The organism is Pseudomonas sp. ERMR1:02, from assembly GCF_002277815.1.
GTDB lineage: Bacteria > Pseudomonadota > Gammaproteobacteria > Pseudomonadales > Pseudomonadaceae > Aquipseudomonas.
The window spans coordinates 60,241-78,554 of sequence record NZ_NKJI01000006.1; the positions used below are offsets into that span (position 1 = coordinate 60,241).

Below are 18,314 nucleotides of genomic sequence, written 5' to 3' on the forward strand. Positions count from 1 at the left end.
GAGACAGATCCATTGGGTGGGCGATCAGGCGCGGCTATTTAGCCTGATCAATGCCGATAAGTAAAAAAGCGGCGTGCGGTGTGGTGTCGCAGCGCCTGAGTTAATAGACGCAACATCCGGTGAGCCATTTCTGGCTCGCCGTTGTAAAAGAGTGTAGCGACTTCGATTCGTAATGCCTGGGCAAATGTTGGATCAGTTTGGATTCGTGCGCAGATGGTGTGTTTGACGTCTCTGAGCGCGAGACGAATGAAACGTCCGTCCCCCAAATCCTCCTCCTCACTGGCCTTGAGATAATTCCACATGTCGGAAGGTGTCAGTAGGTACTCAGCGATATCGAAACGAGTGAATTTTTCAGTCATTCGGTACTCCTGGCTCTACATTCGTGGGGCAAGTAAAAATAGAGACAAGGTTTGGCCGCGACTAGTCAGCTATTTTGGATGATGCTATGTGCAAGATCCGATAGTTACGTAGGACATTGCGCTTTTTTGTAGCAGCTGCCGAAGCCTGCGTCCGGCATGTAGGAGCGAGCTTGCTCGCGATGGTCGTTAACGATAACGCGGGGCTGCAGGGTAAACGCGGCGCTTTTGAGTACATCGCGAGCAAGCTCGCTCCTACATGCCGGACGCAGGCTTCGCCAGCTGCTACAGGTTATGTATCGGTCTCTGCTGACAGCGCTGCCAACAGGTCTGTCGCCGATTCAAACTCCCGCTCAACCCCCGGCAAAATCGGCCGCTTCAAAACCAGCACCGGCACCCCACGCTCGCGTGCCACTTCCAGCTTCGGTTCAGTCGCGGTGCTGCCGCTGTTCTTGCTGATTAGCACGTCGATCTGCCGACGCTCGAACAACTCGCGTTCATCGTCGATCAGGAACGGCCCACGCGCACCGATCACTTCGCAGCGCTCGTTGCCCGGATACACATCCAGTGCGCGCAAGGTCCAGAACTGGTCCGCAGGGATTTCGTCCAGGTGCTGCAAGGGCTCGCGGCCCAGTGTGAACAGCGGTCGCCGAAAGGGTTTCAGGGCTTCGATCAGCTCTGCCCAGTCGCTGACTTCGCGCCAGTCGTCCCCGGTCTGTGGCTGCCACGCCGGGCGTCGCAGCGCCCAGCAGGGAATCCCGCTCAATTGCGCGGCACCCGCAGCGTTCTGGCTGATTTTTGCCGCATAGGGATGGGTGGCATCCAGCAGCAGGTCAATCTGTTCATCGCGGATGAATTGCGCCAGGCCTTCGGCCCCGCCATAGCCGCCGACGCGAACCTGGCAGATCAGATCCGTTGGCACCCGACCGATGCCGGCCAGGCTGTAGATGTGTTCTGGACCAAGGGTTCGGGCGATGGCCAGAGCCTCGGTCACGCCACCCAGTAGCAAGATTCGCTTCATGGAAAAGCTCCGGCATGGCCAACAATCCCGCCCTGGCGGTCGATGGCAAATACTTCGACCTGAACCTGTGCCGGCACCACGCTGCGGGCAAAGTCCAGGGCGTGACGGCACACCGCGTCACCGAGGGCCACGCCAGCGGCGCTGGCCATGGCAAGAGCTTGCTGACTGGTGTTGGCTTCGCGGATGCCTTGTTGCAATAACGCATCGGCGCCCACCGCTGCGGCCCAGTCCGCGAGTTGCGGCAGGTCGATGCTCGAATGCCGACTGTGCAAGTCCATGTGCCCGGCCGCCAGTTTGCTGATCTTGCCGAAGCCGCCACAAATGCTGAGTTTATCCACCGGCACCTTGCGCAAATGTTTGAGCACCGCGCCGACGAAGTCACCCATTTCGATCAGGGCGATTTCCGGCAGGTTGTAGACCCGGCGCATGGTGTCTTCGCTGGCATTGCCGGTGCACGCGGCGATGTGCAGGTAACCGTTGGTTTTCGCCACGTCGATGCCTTGGTGGATCGAGGCAATATACGCCGCGCAGGAAAACGGCCGAACAATGCCGCTGGTGCCGAGGATCGACAGACCGCCGAGAATCCCCAAGCGCGGATTCATGGTTTTCAACGCCAGCGCCTCGCCGTTTTCGACGTTCACCGTTACTTCAAAACCGCCGCGATAGCCCAATTCGCCAGCGAGCCGGGTCAGGTGATCGGTGATCATTTTGCGCGGCACCGGGTTGATCGCCGGCTCACCGACACCCAGAACCAGGCCGGGGCGGGTGACTGTGCCGACACCGAGTCCGGCATTGAAACCAATGCCTGGCTCGGCGCGCAGTCGCACCTGGGAATAAAGCAGGGCACCGTGGGTGACGTCGGGATCGTCTCCGGCATCCTTGATCGTGCCGGCCTCGGCGCTGTCGTCCGTCAGCCGGCAGAACTCCAGGCGCATTTGTACCTGTTTGCCCTTGGGCAAGACGATTTCCACCGCGTCGGCCGTGTGGCCCGTGAGCAGCAGGCGAGCTGCCGCGAGGCTGGTCGCTGTGGCGCAACTGCCCGTGGTCAAGCCACTGCGTAGCGGCGCGGGTTGTTCGGCAGTTTCGTCACGCATCGAGAGGTTTCGTCATATCCAGAACGGTAATCGGCAATGCCTGGCGCCAAGTGTCGAAATCGCCCAGCGGTTGCGCCTGGGCGATATGAATGCGCGTCAGCTCCCCGCCGTGCTGTTCACGCCACGCCATCAGGGTCATTTCACTCTGCAGTGTGACCGCGTTGGCGATCAGTCGACCACCCGGTTTGAGGGCGTCCCAGCAGCTTTCCAGCACACCTTCGCGAGTGACGCCGCCACCGATGAAAATGGCGTCTGGACGTTCGAGCCCATCGAGGGCTTGTGGTGCACGGCCGCGAATCAGTTGCAGGCCGGGCACGCCGAGGGCATCGCGATTGTGTTCGATCAACTGCTGACGTCCGTCATCGGCCTCGATTGCCAGCGCCCGGCAACTCGGGTGGGCGCGCATCCATTCAATGCCGATCGAACCGCTGCCGGCGCCGACATCCCACAACAGTTCGCCGGGTACCGGTGCCAGGCGCGCGAGGGTGATCGCGCGCACGTCGCGCTTGGTCAGTTGGCCGTCATGTTTGAACGCCGAATCCGGCAGCCCGGCGAGGCGCGACAGGCGTGGCGTATTCGGTTCGGCGATGCATTCGATGGCGATCAGGTTCAAGTCGGCGATGGCGTAATCGGTCCAGTCGCTGGCGAGGCCGTCGATACGCCGCTCGGCTTCACCGCCCAGATGTTCCAACACGGTGAGGCGGCTTGGTCCGAATCCACGTTCACGCAACAGCGTGGCGATGGCGGCGGGGCTGCGACCGTCATTGCTCAACACCAGCAAGCGTACGCCGCTGAACAACTGGGCGCTGAGTGCCGCAACGGGGCGGGCAACCACCGACAGTGTGACCACATCCTGCAATGGCCAACCCATTCGGGCGGCGGCGAGCGAGCAAGAAGAAGGGGCGGGCAGAATCAGCATTTCATCACACGGCAATTGTCGGGCGAGACTGGCACCCACCCCGAAAAACATCGGATCACCGCTGGCCAGGACGCAGACAGGCTCGCCACGCCTGGCCAAAACTGGCTCAAGGGTAAAAGGACTGGGCCACAGTTGCCGGTCGCCACGGATGCAGACAGGCAACAAATCCAGCTGCCGTTGAGCGCCAATGATCCGTGTAGCGTTCAGCAAAGCGTGTCGGGCATTTTTGCCAAGCCCCTTGAAGCCTTCTTCTCCAATGCCTACCACTGTCAGCCAGGGGGTCATGCTGTTCCTCTTCTATCAATCCAGGCCATCACCGCTCCGATCTGTATCGGTCTGGCGGAAGCGCATCATAGCGCGCCGACAGTGATAGCAGCCCTTCAACGCGGCAGGGAATTTACCCTGTTCGTTCTTTACGCAGATTGAATCTCGTCATTCCGATCTCGAGCCTCTTTTTCTCGAGGAGCGCTCTTTTGTTTCGAGTGTGCGTTTATCCAGCTTGAGATAAGCCCGTTGCTGGATGATTTTGAGGTCTGATCTTCCGCGTCCAGGAACAGAAAATTGCTTTTTCTTGTCTGTGTCACCAACTCAAGATTGAAGACTGCTATTTCGAGAAAACCCTTTGAGTCGTACCGGGCAGGTATTACTTGGAAACGCTCTCCCAAAAGACTTTCTTCATCCAGCGAATGGAGCGCCGGTTTGTCAGGTTGAAGCACATCGAGCGTGTCAATCATGGCGTTCCCTTGTCGGGAGTCCCGCATGCGTTGGGCGCTTTGGATCAAAAACTCCGCAACGCTTTTCGAAATGTTGTAACGGGTGCGGGTAGTAACGGCATCTTCAAATACAGACCACCCCAGAAAATTCAGGGTGTTTACATATTCATGTAGCCACTTTGCCGAGTCGACGAAACGGCTGCAGATCATATCGGCGGACTTTGTGGCTAGCTGTGTGCAATGGGTAAGGTCGTCGTAATCCTGCGGAGAAATGTCGCCTATGCATGAAACAAGATTGTGGCCGGTCAAGATTCCATTCAACGTCTGTCTGTCCATATGTTGCTCCCTGGATATAGCTGTCTGGTGAGATGGGTTGTTTGATTACCTATAAAAAGTACAGCGGGCGGTGGGTGGTTTAAATAAGAGCGGTTTGGGGAATTGATTCTTGTTGTTAGTGTTTGTCGCGAAGTTGGCCTCAAGACACAGCGTCAGGATCCAGCGCTTTTCGTCGTCAACCCACCTGGACTTTTCATCCCGCCAGACAAAGCAGGCATAATGCTGCCCTTCATCTCCTGCCGGTCATCCTGTGAACTCTCGTCAGAAATCCAACCCTTTACGTCCATCGGCCTGTCCCGGGTTGTTGCGTATCGTCCAGGCGTTGGACGGCGGTATCTGTCGGATCAAACTCAATGGTGGTTCGATCCGCGCACAGCAGGCGGTAGCTGTGGCTGACGCAGCCGAGCGGTATGCCGGTGGGGTGATCGAGGCGACCAACCGCGCCAACCTGCAGATCCGCGGGATTGGCTGCGAACAGGCAACTTTGATCAACGGTCTGCTTGCTGCGGGGCTGGGGCCGAGTAATGCGGCAGGCGATGATGTGCGCAATCTGATGCTCAGCCCTGCCGCCGGCATCGATCGGCAAATGCTGTTCGACACCCGGCCGTTGGCTGAACAGATCCTTGCCACGGTGCAACGAAACGAACGTTTCCACGACCTCAGCGCCAAATTTGCCGTGCAGCTCGATGGCGGTGAAGCCTTGGCGATGCTTGAACATCCCCACGACCTGTGGCTCTCGGCCTTTGAGCGAGACGGCGAGCGGCGGTTGGCGTTTGGTCTGGCCGGGTGCCCCACGGACGCGGCCGCAGGCTCCGTCGCACTCGACGATGGCCTTGGCCTGGTGGTCGCGGTTCTTGATTTATTCCTTGAGCTGGCGCGTCCCGAGCAAACGCGGATGCGTCATTTGTTGGCTGAGCACTCAATCGAAGACTTTCTTCATCGCTTGGCCGAGCGTGCCGCCATCCAGGTCGCGACCGATTGGCGACGTAGCCCGGATTCGAGTGTTCTGCATATTGGCGCTCATCCCCAGGCCGAAGCAGGTCTTGTATACGTGGGTGCGGTGCCGCCGCTGGGACGGCTGAATCCAGCAATGCTGCGTGGCGCTGCACAGCTGGCGGACGAGTTCGGCGACGGGAGCCTGCGGTTCACACCTTGGCAAAGTCTGCTGCTGCCCAATATCCGCAACGAACACGGCGCTGAAGTCATTCGGCGTCTGGAACTGCTGGGATTGCTGTGCAGCACCGATCAGCCGTTGACCCGGATGATCGCCTGCACCGGTTCAAACGGCTGTGGCAAAAGCCTGGCCGAGACCAAGGGCGATGCCCGGCAATTGGCCGCACTGCTGCAACGTCACGGGCATGCGCTGAGTGTGCACCTGAGCGGTTGTCCGCGCTCCTGTGCCGCCGCGCATACCGCGCCGGCCACGTTGCTGGCCGTCGCACCCGGCCACTACGATCTATATTTTCGCGATGCAGCGCAGTCCGGTTTGGGCGCTCTGCACGCAAGTAATCTTACTATTGAAGCGGTCGCAGCCTTGCTCGACGCCCGCTCACGGAGCCCCCTCGATGCTTGATTACATCCGCGACGGTCAGGAGATCTATCGCAATTCCTTCGCGATCATTCGCGCCGAGGCCAACCTCGCGCGAATCCCGGCCGATCTGGAAAAACTCGCGGTGCGGGTGATTCATGCCTGCGGCATGGTCGACGCCATCGACGGTTTGCAGTTTTCCGAAGGCGCGGGCAAGGCCGGGCGCGATGCGCTGGCGGCCGGTGCGCCGATTTTGTGTGACGCGCGGATGGTCTCCGAAGGCGTGACCCGCGCACGGTTGCCGGCGAACAATCCGGTCATCTGCACTCTGCGCGATGAAAGCGTGCCGGAGCTTGCCCGCGAGCTGGGCAACACCCGCTCCGCCGCCGCACTGGAACTGTGGCGCCCACATCTGGAGGGCAGCGTAGTAGTGATCGGTAACGCGCCTACAGCGCTGTTCTATTTGCTGGAAATGCTCGACGCTGGCGCGCCGAAACCGGCGCTGATCCTCGGCTTCCCGGTGGGCTTCGTCGGCGCCGCCGAATCCAAGGCGATGCTCGCGGCGGACAGTCGTGGTGTGCCTTTCGTAATCATGCAAGGTCGCCTGGGCGGTAGCGCCATGGCAGCCGCCGCTGTCAATGCCCTCGCCACGGAGATCGAATGATGCAGCAACCTGGACGTTTGATCGGCCTTGGCGTCGGCCCCGGTGATCCGGAACTGATTACGGTCAAAGCGTTGCGCCTGTTGCGTGAATCGCCGGTGGTGGCGTACTTCGTCGCCAAGGGTAAAAAGGGCAATGCCTTCGGCATCATCGAGGCGCATTTGCAGGACGCACAGACCTTGCTGCCGCTGGTTTATCCGGTGACCACCGAAGCACTGCCGGCGCCGCTGTCCTATGAGCAAGTGATCAGTGATTTCTACGATGCCGCGGGTAAACAACTGGCCGTGCATCTGGACGCGGGTCGCGACGTGGCTGTGATCTGCGAAGGTGATCCGTTCTTCTACGGTTCCTATATGTATCTGCATGACCGGCTCGCAGAGCGCTATCAGGCCGAAGTCGTGCCGGGCGTGTGTTCGATGCTCGGTGGCGCTTCAGTACTCGGTGCGCCGCTGGTGTATCGCAACCAGAGCCTGTCGGTGCTTTCCGGTGTGTTGCCGCACGACGAGCTCAAGCGTCGCCTGGCCGATGCCGATGCTGCAGTGATCATGAAGCTGGGACGCAATTTTCCCAAGGTCCGCCAGGTGCTGGAGGAGCTCGGGTTGGCAGACCGGGCGCTTTATGTCGAGCGCGCGACCATGGCCAACCAGAAATCGTGCCGCTGGATCAGGTTGAGCCGATGTCCTCGCCGTATTTCTCGCTGATTATCGTTCCCGGTGAAAGGTGGCAAGGCTGATGACCCGTCCAGTTCCGGCAATTGTCATTCTCGGCAATGGCAGTCTCGCCACCGCACGCAATATTCAAAAGCTCTATCCCGGAGCGCTGATCCATGGGCTGGCCGAGCGGGTCGACGGCGCGGACTGTGTCTATCACGAGTTCGGTGCGACCCTGCGTGAGTTTTATCAGCAGGACACGCCGATCATTGCTCTGTGCGCCGCCGGGATCGTGATCCGGACCCTGGCGCCGCTGCTGCTGGAAAAGGTGCCGAGCCACCAGTGTTGGCCGTGGCTGAAGACGGCAGTGCGGTCGTGCCGTTGCTTGGGGGCTGAGCGGTGTGAACGTGATGGCGCGAGAGATTGCTGCGGGCTTGAACGTGGCGCCGGCCATTACCACCAGCGGTGAGCTGCGTTTTGGCACTTGCCTGCTCAATCCGCCCAGTGGCTATACCCTCGGTGATCTGGAGTTGGGCAAGCGGTTTGTCTCCGACTTGCTGGCCGGTGAAACGCTTCGCATCGAAGGCTCTGCACCGTGGCTGGCCCAGGCGCAGTTGCCTGAGGATGCTCAAGCGCGACTGGCGGTGCGTGTCAGCCATGTCGAACGTTTGCCTGCGGCCAACGAATTGCTGATCTATCCACGTAATGTGTTGGTGGCGGTCAGTGCCGGCGTCGCAGATTTGCCGAACGGTGTTCGCGAAGCTTTGCATCAGGCCGCAATCGCTTTGCAATCGGTGGCTTGTCTGTTGGCGGCTGATACCGATATGGCCAGCCCGGCGCTGCGCGAAGCCGCGCGTGAGTTGGGTGTGCCATTGCGATTTGCCAAGGCTGACGTGGGCATGGGTGAGTTGGCCCGCAACGCTATCGGGCAACCTGTCTCCATTCTTGGCGACAACTTCATTGCTATTGCAGTCGCCGAACAGCCACTGGACCCGTTGCATATCGGTCGACCCCGCGGACGCCTCGCAGTGGTGGGTCTGGGACCGGGTGCGGCCGAACTGATGGTACCAGCGGTGAAAGCCGAACTGGCTCGCGCCAATGATGTGCTGGGTTATGAAACCTACGTGCGCATGGCCGGACCGTTCCGCGACGATCAGGTGCTGCATTGCACCGACAATCGCGAAGAAATGCAGCGTGCACGCCATGCCTTCGAACTGGCGGCCCAAGGGCGGTCGGTGGTGGTGGTGTCGTCTGGCGATCCGGGCGTGTTTGCCATGGCTGCTGCCGTGCTCGAAGCGCTTCATGAGTCCACCGATGTTGCGTGGCACAGCGTTGATCTGGAAATCCTGCCGGGCGTCTCCGCTTCGCTGGCGACGGCTGCCCAGGCCGGTGCGCCGTTGGGTCATGACTTCTGCGTGCTATCGCTGTCGGACAACCTCAAGCCCTGGTCGATCATCGAGAAACGTCTGGATCTGGCGGCTCAAGCCGATCTGGCCCTGGCGTTCTACAATCCGATCTCGCGTTCACGTCCATGGCAACTTGGACAGGCGCTGGACATCGTTGCCCGTCATCGCGAGCCTCAGACACCGGTCGTGCTGGGAAGAGATATCGGTCGTCCAGGTCAAACTTTACGAGTGACTACGCTCGGTCAACTGAGTGTCGATCAAGTGGACATGCGGACAATGGTAATTATTGGGTCTTCGACGACACGTGTGATTCCTTGCCTGGATGGTCGTACATGGGTTTACACGCCCCGTAGCTATGGCGACAAACTCGCTCCCATATGATAGTTGGTTTTGTGTCTATTATCTAAATCGTGAAGCCAGGTCGCCAAAGTTGTTTGGTGATCTGGTAAGCGCGTGCTGATCTGAATTTATTTTGTGTTGCTCCGTGGTTAATGCGCATGCGCTGATCAGTAGTGGTCGGTTTTATACATATAATGTATTTGGTTGTGGTTGTTGGTGAAAGTAAGTTGAGTTAGGTTCGTGGTGTTCCGGGATGGAACGCTTGTTAGTCAATAAAGGAATATTCTGTATGGCTATTTTTGAAAGTTCGGTAAGTGTTTCTGAAAGTGTAGTTTTTGTTAAAGCGTGTGTGGAGAAACGCAAACGTGGGGTGGCTGCCAGGCCGCGCGCGCGGTCGCTGGTATCCACGGTGACATCCAATCCCACAAAGGAGCTGGATGCACTGGTACTGGGCAATAGTCTGATTGGTTACGGTGACAAGATAAGCATCGAAAACATGGCGATCATTGAAAACCTGATTACCATGTCGAAGTTGGAGGCCAATTACGAAGTGCCTGGCAATAAAGATCCCAAGGCTTGGTACCATGTATTTACCGAGTGCATGGAAGCACTTGGGTGTTTCGTGGCTGATAATGGTTATTCTAAGTACAGTGCTACTACGCTTAAGGTACAGATGGATAATGTCATGGTAGATATTATTCAGGCGGCAATCGAGGCGGCAAAAGCCGCGATTCCTGGCGCTACAGTACTCAGTGCGGTAACAAACTCTACACTGGATGCTTTGAAAAAAGAGCCTGAGGCGATCAACTTGCTGAATATTGAATCGAAAAATGCAGAAGGCGTGCGGTTGTCAACTATTCCCTGTGAACAGATGGCGAATGGAATTATTCTGATTGCGATAGCCGCAGTGGATCATCAGGGAGAGAGTAATGATGGCGGGCTACTGTTCGTTGACTGGAAAACTTCTTCACTCGACGTGTTCCATGGGAAGTCGTTCATTACTTTCAATCCTGCCCGTTACGCGGAAATAAAGTCGACTGTCGAAGAATATCTGGGCCCTCATCGTAAGGAAGTTCTGCTCAAACGCTTCAGTCGGCGCAAGTGACGGGGTAAGGTCAGAAATTTGTTATCTCTGACCTTCCATCGCAATGAGAAAGTCCCGATGACAGCAACAACGGCTAAGGAACCAGGTAGCCCTTGACCCCTGTAAAAATAATCTGTGCAGCCAGCGCACACACGAACAACCCCATCAACCGGCTGACAATCTGCAGCCCCTGATCGCCGAGAATACGCTCGATGCGGTTGGACAGATACAGCACCACGCCAACCGTGAAGCTGGCCAGGGCAATGCTGACGATGGCCATGAGCTTGTCATCCCAATGCGGCTGGCTCACGCCCATCACCAACAAGGCACCGATGGTGCCAGGGCCGACCGTCAACGGGATGGTCAGCGGGACGATGGTCACATCCTGCTGCACGTTGTCGGTCTGCACCGCCGACTTGCCCTGGGCCATGCCCAGTGCCGAGATGAACAGCACGCTGCCGGCACCAATACGGAACGCGTCCACGGTGATGCCGAAGACGCTGAAAATCACCCGGCCGAACAAGTACAGCAAAACACTGGAGACCAGCGTGGCGATCGCCACTTTCCAGGCCAGCCGACGTTGTTCCTTGCGCGAGTAGCCGCGGGTCAGACTGATGAAGCAGGACAACACGAAGAACGGGCTGTAGAGCACCAGCATCTTCAGGTAAACACTGAACAACACGTGGAGCATGGTGCAGGCTCACTGGCGAGGGAAGTCGAGGGGGAGTCTATCAGGCGTCGCGCAGTCTGTCGGCTCAGGACGTTGGTGTCGCCGTGCGGCTCTGCAGATCGCGCTGGGCAACCCAGTGTTCGATCAGTTCGCGCAGCTGCGAGAGCTCGACCGGTTTGGCCATGTGCCCGTCCATGCCGGCCTGACGCGCGCGTTCCTTATGCTCGGCGAGGATGTGTGCGGTAAGCGCGACCACGGGGGTACGGGTCCGCTGGTTGCCCACTTCCCAGGCGCGCAATTGCTGGGTGGCCGAGAAGCCGTCCAGGATCGGCATTTCACAGTCCATCAACACCAGGTCGTAACGCTGGGCCTTCATTGCCTGCAAGGCTTCTTCACCATTGCTGGCGGTGTCAGGTTGCAGATTGAGCTTGCCCAGCATGCCGCGGATAACCTTGGTCGAGATGCTGTTGTCTTCGGCCACCAGAATACGAAAATCGCTGGGCACCTTGATTGGCAGTGTCGGGCCGGAGGGTAGTTGTTGCATAACTGCGAGGCCCTTGTTGCGTTGGTTCAGCTCTTCGGCGAGGGTCGTTTTTAGGGTGTAACCGGCCACCGGTTTGGCGAGGATGCGTTTGATCCCCGAGTTGCGCGCGATGATTTTGCTCGGTGCATTGCTGATGCCCGTGAGCATGATCAGCAGGATGTCGTGGTTCAGGCTTGGGTCTTCCTTGATCTTGGCGGCCAGTTGCATCCCGGTCATGCCGGGCATGTTCTGGTCCACCAGGACCACATCGAAGTAGTCGCGCAAGTGTGCCTTGGTGCGCAGTAGCGCCAGTGCTTCCTTGCCGGATGCAACAGCGCTGACGTTCAGGCCCCAGGCGCTGCATTGTTGCACCAGCACCTTGCGACAGGTGTCGTTGTCATCCACCACCAATACCCGTGCACCTTGCAGCGGGCCATCGAGGTCGGAGGTCGGGTGTTCGAGCCGGTCAGGGTCCAGCGGCAACGTCAGCCATAGAGTGCTGCCCTGGTTGCTCCCGCTCTTGATGCCGAACTCGCCTTGCATCAAGCGAATCAGTTGACGGGCGATGACAAGCCCCAGATTGCCGCCCAGGCGGTTGGCCGAGAGAAAGTGCTTGCTGTGGAGCTCGGCGTGCATCAGCGCATCGCGCTCTTCGGCGTCCATGGGTTCACCGCTGTCCTGCACGGCGATGCGCAGGCGCGGTTTGGCACTGCGCTCGTCGAGCGCGACGACGATCAGGATCTCGCCTTCGTCGGTTTTCTTCAAAGCGTTTTCAAGCAGACTCAAGAGGGTCTGGCGCAGGCGTGTCGGATCACCACTTATGACTCGCGGAACTTGCGGCTGGATGAAACTGATCAGCTCGACGTTCTGTTGTTCGGCCTTGGCGCGGAAGATGTTCAGGCAGTCTTCGATCAACGCGTTGAGATCGAACTGCACATCATCGAGTTCGATCTGTCCGGATTCGAGCTTGGATATATCGAGGATTTCGTTGATCAGCGTCAGCAACTCGTTGCCGGCACTATGGATAGTCTGCACATAGTCGCGCTGCTTGACCGAGAGTGGCGTACCCAGCAACAGCTCGGTCATGCCCAGCACACCATTCATCGGGGTGCGGATCTCGTGGCTGATTTTCGCGAGGAATTCAGCCTTGGCGTTGATCTCCGCGTTGCTGGCCGCCAGGTCGCGGCTGATGCTGAAGCGATCTTCAGTGATGCGGCGCCCGCGCTCGCTCAGGGCGATGCTCATCAGCAGGCCGCTGATACAAATGAACGCCAGAAGGGTGGTGATCAGGCCATGAGGCTCGATCAGGGTCAGCCCGAGCAGCGCAGGCAGGATGATCAACGTACCAAGGTTGAACACCACCATGGCCGCCACGAACAGCCGTGCAGGGCGATAGCCTTTCTGCCAGTGATAGGCGCTGGCGAATAACATGGTCAGGCCCGCAAGGGCGACCAGGCCGTAAGTGATAATGTTCAGCGGTAGAGTGTTGACGAAAAGCAGTAACAGACCGCAGATCGTGATGAATAGAATTTCGGCCAGTATCAGCTTGTTCAGCGGGTGCGGGCCGAGGGGGGCGAAGAAACGATAGGCGAACATAAGGCCGCAGGGGGCTGTCAGTAACAAGGCGAGGTATGCCCCCGGCGCTTGCACGGCTTGCCAGTCCGGCAGCCAGGACCCCGCCAAATTCAGCAACAGCACAAGGCTGAGCCCCAACAAACCTTCGCAAGCCGCCAGCCAGGCACTGCTGCGCGAGCGGGTGTACGCATAGCGGATAAGGTTGTGCAGGATCAGCATGCCGATACAGCCCAACAACAGGCCATAGATCAGCGACTGGTTCTGACTGGCCGCGGCCATGACTGCCGATTGCAGGCTGATATAGGGCCGCAGCTGATGTTCGGAGACCAGTCGCAGGTATACATCAAGGGGCTTGTCGATTTGCGGCAACGGCAGCATGAAATCGCTGCTGGGCAGTGGCCGGTCAGCCAGGGACTGTTTGTTACCGGTACTCGACTGCTCTATCAGCTTGTCGCCGTCCAGCACATACATATTGAGTTGCAGCAGATCGGGTGCGAACACCCTCAGCAGCTGTTCATGCTTGCCGGGTGCGAGGCGAAAGCGTAGCCAGAGTGCGCCGTCGGGCTCGGCTGCCGTTACGCGTTCGAGATCGATAGGACTGAATTGGTTGGTGTAGCGGGAGGAACGGATGTCGCTCAGTTGCAGGTCGCCCTGTTCGTCGAGCAATACCGCTAAGCCACTGCCTTGCCCGGCCTGAGCCGGGAGCAAGCAGAGCAGGGTCAGCAGTGTGACGGTGAAGCCTATGGCAATCCTGAGCCAGCGCACGGCGAAATCCCTTCGTAGGTTGATGCCAGAATATAACTATGCGCGGCGCCGGAATAGTCAGGCAAGGGCCCAAGGCCCTTGCCCGGCCGAATGGGTAGCTTATTCCTGATTTTCGCCACGCTCGCGGGCAATGGCACGATAGCCAATGTCCTTGCGATAGAAACAGCCTTCCCAATCAATGTTGGCCGCCAGCTTGTATGCCTGCTGTTGAGCAGCATCGACGCTGGCGCCCATGGCAGTGGCGCAAAGTACCCGACCACCGGCCGTTACTACTTGACCTTCCTTGAGTGCAGTACCGGCGTGGAAAACTTTACCTTCCAGTGTCGCCGCTGCATCCAGGCCTTTGATGGCCGCGCCTTTGGCGTAGTCACCAGGATAGCCGCCGGCGGCCAGCACGATGCCGACGCTCGGACGTGGATCCCATTGTGCCTCGACCTTGTCCAGCGCCTGTGCCAGGGCCGCTTCGACCAGCAGCACCAGGCTCGACTGCAAACGCAGCATGACTGGCTGGGTCTCAGGGTCGCCGAAACGGCAGTTGAATTCGATAACTTTTGGGTTACCAGCCTTGTCAATCATCAGGCCCGCGTATAGGAAACCAGTGTAGACGTTACCTTCCTCGGCCATACCGCGAACCGTCGGCCAGATCACCAGGTCCATGACACGTTTGTGCACTTCATTGGTGACTACCGGAGCCGGGGAGTAGGCACCCATGCCACCGGTGTTCGGACCGGTGTCGCCGTCGCCGACGCGTTTGTGGTCCTGGCTGGTGGCCATCGGCAGTACGTTCTTGCCGTCGACCATGACGATGAAGCTGGCTTCTTCGCCGTCCAGAAACTCTTCGATCACGACGCGCGAACCGGCATCACCGAAGGCATTGCCCGCCAGCATGTCGCGCACGGCGTCTTCGGCTTCGGCCAGGGTCATGGCAACGATTACGCCTTTACCGGCGGCAAGGCCATCGGCCTTGATCACGATCGGCGCGCCTTTTACACGCAGGTAAGCCAGGGCCGGCTCGATCTCGGTAAAGTTCTGGTAGTCGGCGGTCGGGATCTTGTGGCGGGCGAGGAAGTCCTTGGTGAACGCTTTCGAGCCTTCCAGCTGAGCAGCACCAGCGGTTGGGCCGAAGCAATCCAGGCCACGGGAGCGGAACAGGTCAACGACGCCAGCGACCAGCGGCACTTCCGGGCCGACGATGGTCAGGGAAACGTTTTTCTCGGCGAAGTCTGCCAGTTGCTCGAGGGCCAGTACGTCGATATCGACGTTCTCGCACTTGGCTTCAATGGCGGTGCCGGCGTTGCCCGGTGCCACGAAAACTTTCTGCACGCGCGAATCCTGAGCCACTTTCCAGGCCAGGGCGTGTTCACGGCCACCGCTGCCAATGATCAAAACATTCATTTCAAAAACCTCGGATGACGCAAATTCTGGGAAGCATCGCGCTGGATGCTTTTGTAGGAGCTGGCTTGCCAGCGAAGGGGGCCCCTCGGTCTGTCTGACGGACCGCCTTCGCCGGCAAGCCGGCTCCTACAGTGGGCGTGTATCAATGACGGAAGTGGCGCATGCCAGTGAAGACCATGGCGATTCCGGCCTCGTCTGCCGCAGCAATCACTTCATTGTCACGCATCGAGCCACCAGGCTGGATCACTGCGGTGATGCCGGCCTTGGCCGCGTTGTCGATGCCGTCGCGGAACGGGAAGAATGCGTCGGACGCCATGACCGCGCCCTGTACCTGCAGGCCTGCGTGTTCAGCCTTGATCGCGGCAATACGTGCGGAATTCACGCGGCTCATCTGGCCCGCGCCGACACCGATGGTCTGGCGGTTCTTGGCGTAGACGATGGCGTTGGACTTCACGTACTTGGCGACTTTCCAAGCGAAGATCAGGTCGTGGATTTCCTGCTCGGTCGGTGCGCGCTTGGTAACGACCTTCAGGTCATCGGCGCCGATCATGCCGATATCGCGGCTCTGCACCAGCAAGCCACCGTTGACGCGTTTGTAGTCCCAGGCAGCGGCTCGATCCGCCGACCACTCGCCACAGGCCAGCAGGCGTACGTTGGCTTTTGCCGCCACGATGGCACGGGCTTCTTCGCTGACGCTTGGGGCGATGATCACTTCGACGAATTGACGCTCGACGATGGCCTTGGCGGTTTCAGCATCCAGTTCGCGGTTGAAGGCGATGATGCCGCCGAATGCGGATTCGGTATCGGTGGCGTAGGCCAGGTCGTAGGCCTTGCGGATACCGCCTTCGGCGTCCGGGCTCACGGCTACGCCGCACGGGTTGGCGTGCTTGACGATCACGCAGGCCGGTTTGACGAAGCTCTTCACACATTCCAGCGCGGCGTCGGTGTCGGCCACGTTGTTGTACGACAGTTCCTTGCCCTGCAGTTGGGTCGCGGTGGCGATGCCGACTTCGGCAGGCTTGGCCTCAACGTAGAACGCCGCGCTCTGGTGCGGGTTCTCGCCGTAGCGCATTTCCTGGGCCTTGATGAACTGGCTGTTGAAGGTGCGCGGGAATTCGCTGCGACCTTCGGTGCTGAGAGTGTCAGCGGCCTGGTTCACGGTGCCCATGTAGTTGGCGATCATGCCGTCGTAGGCAGCGGTGTGTTCGAACGCCTTGAGCATCAGGTCGAAACGCTGAGCGTAGGTCAGGCCGCCAGCCTTGAGGTTTTCCAGTACGTTGGTGTAATCGCTGGCATTAACCACGATAGCCACGTCTTTGTGGTTCTTGGCCGCGGAACGGACCATGGTCGGACCGCCGATATCGATGTTCTCGATCGCGGTCGGCAAGTCGCAGCCTGGTTTGTTGATGGTGGCTTCGAACGGGTAGAGGTTGACCGCTACCAGATCGATCGGCTTGATGCCGTGTTCGTTCATGATCGCGTCGTCGATACCGCGACGACCGAGAATCCCGCCGTGTATTTTCGGGTGCAGGGTTTTTACCCGGCCATCCATCATTTCCGCGAAACCGGTGTAATCAGCGACTTCCACTGCGGCAACGCCGTTGTCCTGCAGCAGCTTGAACGTCCCGCCGGTTGAAAGGATCTCGACGCCCAGGGCTTCAAGCTCTTTGGCAAATTCGAGGATCCCGGTCTTGTCGGAAACGCTGATCAAGGCGCGGCGGATCGGCAGGCGGGTAGTCTGGTCGGTCATCTCAATTTCCATCAAAAGCAAAGGAGTCAGCAAAAAAGGCGACCGGTTTTACGCGGACGCCTTTCTGGTTTGATTGAATGCTTACAACAAATCGTACTGCTTGAGTTTCTTGCGCAGCGTGCCCCGGTTCAGTCCGAGCATCTCGCTAGCCTTGGTCTGGTTGCCCTTGACGTAGTTCATCACGCACTCGAGCAGGGGAGCCTCGACTTCGGAGAGCACCAGGTTGTACACATCCGTGACGGCAGCGCCCTCAAGGTGGGCGAAATAATTGTGCAGCGCTTTCTCGACACTCCCGCGAAGGGTCTGACCTTCTTCGCTCGGAGTATTGAGGTGCTGTTTCAAATTCACGTTGTCGCTCACGGGTGTAGTTCCACTCACTAAAGTCTCGGTCATCATCGTCATGCGGCCACCCCCTCTCCGTCCCCTGTCAGGCTCTTATAACGTTCGGCGAAGAAGTCCTGAACGTTGGCGCATTGTGCTTCCGTATCTTCCAAACGATTGAAGTGGGCGCGAAACTCCCTGGCGCCCGGCAAGGTTGCGAGATACCAGCCCACATGCTTTCGAGCAATGCGTACGCCCATCACGTCTCCATAGAAGGCGTGCAGCGCAGCCAGATGCTCTAGCAGAATGTGTTCCACTTCGATCAGCCCTGGCGCCGGGAGCTTCTCGCCGGTACGCAGGAAATGGTCGATCTCACGAAAAATCCATGGCCGCCCCTGGGCAGCCCGGCCAATCAGCAGGCCGTCGGCACCGGTCGCGTCGAGCACGTAACGGGCCTTTTGCGGCGAGTCGATATCGCCGTTGGCAAAGACCGGCATCGACACCGCCTGCTTGATCGCGGCGATGGTGTCGTACTCGGCTTCACCGGTGTACAGGTCTGCACGGGTGCGGCCATGGACCGCCAACGCCGTAATGCCTGCCTGCTCGGCGATCTTTGCCACCGTCAAGCCATTCTTGTTGTCCCGGTCCCAGCCGGTACGGATCTTCAGGGTAACCGGCACATCGACCGCAGCCACGACGGCCTGCAGGATCTCGGTTACCAGTGCTTCATCCTTCAACAGTGCGGAACCTGCAGCCTTGTTGCAGACCTTCTTCGCCGGACAGCCCATGTTGATATCGATAATCTGTGCGCCCGACTCGACGTTGGCCCGGGCCGCATCCGCAAGCATCTGTGCGTCGCCACCGGCGATCTGTACCGAGCGTGGCTCGGGATCACCTTCGTGGATCATGCGCATCCGTGACTTGCGGGTGTTCCACAAACTCATGTCGCTGGTGACCATTTCCGAGACTACTAGCCCCGCGCCCAATCGCTTGCACAGCTGACGAAAGGGCTGGTCGGTGACGCCCGCCATAGGGGCGAGAATCAAGCCGTTGTGTAATGTGTATGGACCGATGCGTACCGCCGACATAGGGCTTCCCTGTTGTGGGGCCGGATCATGAGAGTTCGAAAAAGGGTTGGCATGATACCCGCTCTCGATGACTGGATAAAGGCTGAATTGAACAAAATCTGAACAGTTATTCTGTTATCG

14 protein-coding genes and 2 pseudogenes are annotated in these 18,314 nt (G+C 59.1%); 5 read left to right on the plus strand and 11 right to left on the minus strand.

The features are described from left to right. Positions 1-47: 47 nt before the first annotated feature. The 5 genes from CES87_RS13120 to CES87_RS13140 form a co-directional block, all read right to left on the minus strand. A complete protein-coding gene (locus CES87_RS13120) occupies positions 48-359 on the minus strand; it encodes a DNA-binding protein (protein ID WP_128606441.1) in 312 nt (103 codons plus the stop codon). A 289-nt stretch (positions 360-648) separates the two neighbouring features. Beyond that, entirely contained in the window at positions 649-1,377 is a 729-nt protein-coding gene (locus CES87_RS13125; RefSeq protein ID WP_128606442.1) for a cobalt-precorrin-6A reductase, read from the minus strand. Then, positions 1,374-2,471 (minus strand): cobalt-precorrin-5B (C(1))-methyltransferase, encoded by a 1,098-nt coding sequence (locus tag CES87_RS13130; protein WP_128606443.1) that lies wholly within the window; start codon positions 2,469-2,471, stop codon positions 1,374-1,376. The genes CES87_RS13125 and CES87_RS13130 overlap by 4 nt, the downstream gene beginning before the upstream one ends. After that, positions 2,464-3,675 carry a precorrin-6y C5,15-methyltransferase (decarboxylating) subunit CbiE gene (gene cbiE / locus CES87_RS13135; RefSeq protein WP_128606444.1) on the minus strand — a complete coding sequence of 404 codons (1,212 nt, stop codon included), beginning with the start codon at positions 3,673-3,675 and terminating at the stop codon, positions 2,464-2,466. Before cbiE ends, CES87_RS13130 begins: the two co-directional genes overlap by 8 nt. A 128-nt stretch (positions 3,676-3,803) precedes the next feature. Beyond that, the gene (locus CES87_RS13140) at positions 3,804-4,439 is read right to left on the minus strand and encodes a hypothetical protein (RefSeq protein WP_256590895.1); all 636 of its coding nucleotides are present in this window, start codon (positions 4,437-4,439) and stop codon (positions 3,804-3,806) included. Between the two features lie 250 nt (positions 4,440-4,689). On the opposite strand from CES87_RS13140, the gene cobG reads away from it, so the two are divergent. From cobG to CES87_RS13165, 5 genes and pseudogenes are all read left to right on the plus strand, one after another. Continuing rightward, positions 4,690-6,012: a precorrin-3B synthase gene (gene cobG, locus CES87_RS13145; protein ID WP_128606445.1), complete on the plus strand. Its 1,323-nt coding sequence runs from the start codon at positions 4,690-4,692 to the stop codon at positions 6,010-6,012. Then, complete coding sequence (locus CES87_RS13150) at positions 6,005-6,631, plus strand: precorrin-8X methylmutase (protein WP_128606446.1); 627 nt, start codon at positions 6,005-6,007, stop codon at positions 6,629-6,631. The genes cobG and CES87_RS13150 overlap by 8 nt, the downstream gene beginning before the upstream one ends. Beyond that, positions 6,631-7,361 (plus strand): annotated as a pseudogene (locus CES87_RS13155) (precorrin-2 C(20)-methyltransferase). Before CES87_RS13150 ends, CES87_RS13155 begins: the two are co-directional and overlap by 1 nt. After that, a pseudogene (gene cobJ, locus CES87_RS13160) lies at positions 7,361-9,065 on the plus strand (precorrin-3B C(17)-methyltransferase). Before CES87_RS13155 ends, cobJ begins: the two co-directional pseudogenes overlap by 1 nt. Positions 9,066-9,312: 247 nt before the next feature. Beyond that, complete coding sequence (locus tag CES87_RS13165; protein ID WP_256590896.1) at positions 9,313-10,128, plus strand: hypothetical protein; 816 nt, start codon at positions 9,313-9,315, stop codon at positions 10,126-10,128. Positions 10,129-10,201: 73 nt separating this feature from the next. On the opposite strand, the gene CES87_RS13170 is transcribed toward CES87_RS13165, so the two are convergent. The 6 genes from CES87_RS13170 to dusB form a co-directional block, all read right to left on the minus strand. Next, a complete protein-coding gene (locus CES87_RS13170) occupies positions 10,202-10,798 on the minus strand; it encodes a MarC family protein (RefSeq protein WP_128606447.1) in 597 nt (198 codons plus the stop codon). A gap of 64 nt (positions 10,799-10,862) precedes the next feature. Beyond that, a complete protein-coding gene (locus CES87_RS13175) occupies positions 10,863-13,640 on the minus strand; it encodes a hybrid sensor histidine kinase/response regulator (protein ID WP_128606448.1) in 2,778 nt (925 codons plus the stop codon). A 99-nt stretch (positions 13,641-13,739) separates the two neighbouring features. Continuing rightward, positions 13,740-15,035, minus strand: coding sequence for a phosphoribosylamine--glycine ligase (gene purD / locus CES87_RS13180; RefSeq protein WP_128606449.1), 1,296 nt, complete (start codon positions 15,033-15,035; stop codon positions 13,740-13,742). Between the two features lie 142 nt (positions 15,036-15,177). Further along, complete coding sequence (purH, locus tag CES87_RS13185; protein ID WP_128606450.1) at positions 15,178-16,785, minus strand: bifunctional phosphoribosylaminoimidazolecarboxamide formyltransferase/IMP cyclohydrolase; 1,608 nt, start codon at positions 16,783-16,785, stop codon at positions 15,178-15,180. An 81-nt stretch (positions 16,786-16,866) separates the two neighbouring features. Then, entirely contained in the window at positions 16,867-17,187 is a 321-nt protein-coding gene (gene fis / locus CES87_RS13190; RefSeq protein ID WP_015093301.1) for a DNA-binding transcriptional regulator Fis, read from the minus strand. Continuing rightward, a complete protein-coding gene (dusB, locus tag CES87_RS13195; protein ID WP_128606451.1) occupies positions 17,184-18,194 on the minus strand; it encodes a tRNA dihydrouridine synthase DusB in 1,011 nt (336 codons plus the stop codon). Before dusB ends, fis begins: the two co-directional genes overlap by 4 nt. Positions 18,195-18,314: the final 120 nt, after the last annotated feature.